The sequence below is a fragment of the Paenibacillus kobensis NBRC 15729 genome (assembly GCF_004000825.1).
GTDB classification, from domain to species: Bacteria; Bacillota; Bacilli; order Paenibacillales; family Paenibacillaceae; genus Paenibacillus_T; species Paenibacillus_T kobensis.
In genome coordinates, this window is sequence record NZ_BILZ01000124.1 from 1 (window position 1) to 3,003 (window position 3,003).

At 55.2% G+C, this 3,003-nt stretch carries 1 protein-coding gene and 1 pseudogene; both read right to left on the reverse strand.

Annotated features, from left to right (window positions below):
* Positions 1-569: 569 nt before the first annotated feature.
* On the reverse strand, positions 570-2,591 hold the full coding sequence (ligA, locus tag PKO01S_RS28290; protein WP_407669727.1) for an NAD-dependent DNA ligase LigA: 2,022 nt from the start codon (positions 2,589-2,591) through the stop codon (positions 570-572).
* Between the two features lie 77 nt (positions 2,592-2,668).
* Positions 2,669-3,003, reverse strand: a pseudogene (locus tag PKO01S_RS28295) (ATP-dependent DNA helicase PcrA); the annotation flags it as partial.

Below are 3,003 nucleotides of genomic sequence, written 5' to 3' on the forward strand. Positions count from 1 at the left end.
GCCAGGATCAAACTCTCCATAAAAGAAGTGCTTGTTTAGCTCATTTAAAGCTGACTTGCTATTTGTTCGGATCGACGTGATCCATATGTTCAGTTTTCAAAGAACTTGTTTCTTGCATTGAACTTGTTTGTCAGCGCCTTGTCGGCGGCGACAGTTATATACTTTATCAGCATTCGACTTTGTTGTCAACAACATTCTTCATTTTCTTTCGTGAAGTTTGTTGTTTTCGACGCCGTCCGAAGCGACAAGAAATAATATATCACGACGCCAATCGAATTACAACTTGTAAATTCAACCAATTACAACAAAGGTGTTGCATCTTATGACCCATATTAAACGTTTCTTCAGCCCCCGGCACCCGCGACGAATGTCAGGCACTCTGGCGGTTGGGCACTAGAATGCCGCCGATTCTTTGTTGAAGGCTGCTGTATGGTGTCGATCCATATACATCGTTCGCCGTAGGACTACGTTCATTATGTTGCTCATTCAGCGGTCAAAACAAATAGACCCCAAATCCAGCCGATAGGCGGAATTTGGGTTCCTATATGCAGCCATTAAGCCGTGAACATTTACTCTAAACCAATCATATGCCGGAACAACGTTTCGTCCTCGATGACTTGCACGCCGAGATCACGCGCTTTCGTCAGCTTGCTGCCGGCGCTTTCGCCTGCAATGACGAAGTCGGTCTTCTTGGATACGCTGCCGCTTACTTTCGCGCCGAGCGCCTCCAGATGCTTCGCCGCCTCGTCACGCGTCATCGTCGAAAGCGTGCCCGTCAGCACAACCGTTTTGCCGTTGAAAATGCTGTCTGCCGCCCCGGCAGGAACTGCACGCTGCTCCGCCTCGGCCTTAACGCCGCGCGCACGCATCGCCGTGATGCTCGCTTGAACGAGCGGATCGGCGAAGAAGGTGACGATGCTGTCCGCTACAATCCCCCCGATGTCCGGAAGCTGCACAAGATCCTCGGCAGTTGCGTTCAAGACAGCGTCCAAGCTGCCAAAATGGTCGGCGAGCAGCTTCGTCGTCGCTTTGCCCGTATTCGGAATGCCCAGAGCGAACAGGAACGCAGCCAAATCGCGGTCCTTCGATTTCTCGAACGCTTCAAGCAGCTTCGTTGCTTTACGCTCGCCGAACCGTTCCAGCTTGATAAGATCATCGAAGCTGAGCGCATACAGATCAGCTGGATCGCGCACGGCGCAATCCTCATACAGCTGCTCCGCAGTCATGACGCTGAACGTCTCGATATCCATTGCATCGCGCGAAGCGAAATGCGTGATGCGTCCAATTAGCTGCGGCTTGCAGCCCAGCTTGTTGTTGCAGAACAGATGGGCGCCGCGCTGCTCCAGCTCCGTCCCGCACGAAGGACAGACGGCCGGGAACTCGATCTCTGTCCCTTCCTCCTCATCAGCCTTGCCAAGGATTTCCGGAATGACGTCATTGGAACGCCGAATAAAGACGCGCGTGCCTAAAGCGTGCTTCAAGTTCTTGCGCTCGATATCGCCGATATTGTTCAGCGTGCAGTTCTGCACTGTTACGCCAGCCAGTTCGACCGCTTCGACGCGGGCGACTGGCGTTATTTTGCCTGTACGGCCGACTTCCCAAGAGACAGACTCCAGCACGGTTGTTGTTTCTTCCGCCTCGAACTTGAACGCAACAGCCCAGCGCGGGAATTTGTCCGTATAGCCAAGCGCCTCGCGCGTGCGCATATCGGTCAACTTCACGACAGCTCCGTCGATCAAATAGTCGAGCGTCGGCCGCATATCCGTAATTCGAACGAGCTCCGCCTCGACTTCCTCGATTGTCCCGCAGTATGTTACGTAAGGATTGACCTTGAACCGGTTATCGATCAGAAATTGTTGCATATCCCGATGCGTCTCGAAGGATACGCCGTCGGAGAATCCAACGTTATAGAAGAACGCGTTCAGCTTGCGCTCCGCGGTAATCTTCGGATTCTGGTTGCGCAGGGCGCCTGCCGCGGCGTTGCGGGCATTCTTCAAAGGCTCCTCCGCCGTAAGATTATAAGCTTCCAAGACTGACAGATTCATAATGCCCTCGCCCTGTACCTCGATAATCCCGTCCGTGAACGGAATCGATAGCGGTACGGAACGAATCGTCTTCACCTGTGCGAGGATCGCTTCGCCCACTGTACCGTTGCCGCGTGTCGCCGCCTGGGTGAGCCGCCCGTTCTCGTAGGTTAAATTCAACGTAAGGCCGTCATATTTCAGCTCTAAGACGTAGGAAGGAGCCGGAAGCGGCTCCGCCTCCGGGTTCTTGATATTCCAATCGCTGACCGCCTTCGTCACGCGCTGATTCCATGCCCGAAGGTCATCAGTGTTCTGCGCTTTATCCAAGCTCCATAAACGGGCGCGATGGCGGTGCTGCTCAAAGCCTTTCAATAAGTCGTTGCCAACCCGCTGCGTAGGAGAAAGGTCCAGCACGACGCCGGTTTCCTTCTCTAGTGCGACAAGCTCGTCATACAGCACATCGAATTCCGCATCGCTGATCGTCGGATTATCGAGCGTATAGTAGTTATAGCTGTGCAGATCGATCTCAGCGATCAGCGTCCGCATCCGTTCAAGCTGCTGCTCCATGGACATACCCCTTCCGGTAATTAATATCGATATCAATGAATGGCTTGAACCTTTGATGTCCTAAAACGTTGCCGCCGTTACACTTTCGTAATGGGCGCGAATGCCGCGAGCAGCTTCTTCAGTCCGATCGGAGCCGGGAAAGCGATCTGCAATTCCGTGTCTTTGCCGGCGCCTTTGATCGACACGATGACGCCTTCGCCCCATTTGCCGTGGGCCACTTTATCGCCCGCTGCGAATGCCGCGGAGCCGCCGCCCTCAGCGGCTCCCGTGCCCGCCGCCTTAGCGGCGGTATCAAGCGGCGAGGATACTCTCACGCCGCCGCTTGCGCCAGGCGCGCCTCCCGCAGGGGCGCGGCCGGCGCTTGGGGCGCCGCCGCGGTAGCCGAAGCCGCCGGCTTGCTGGCCGGCTTGCG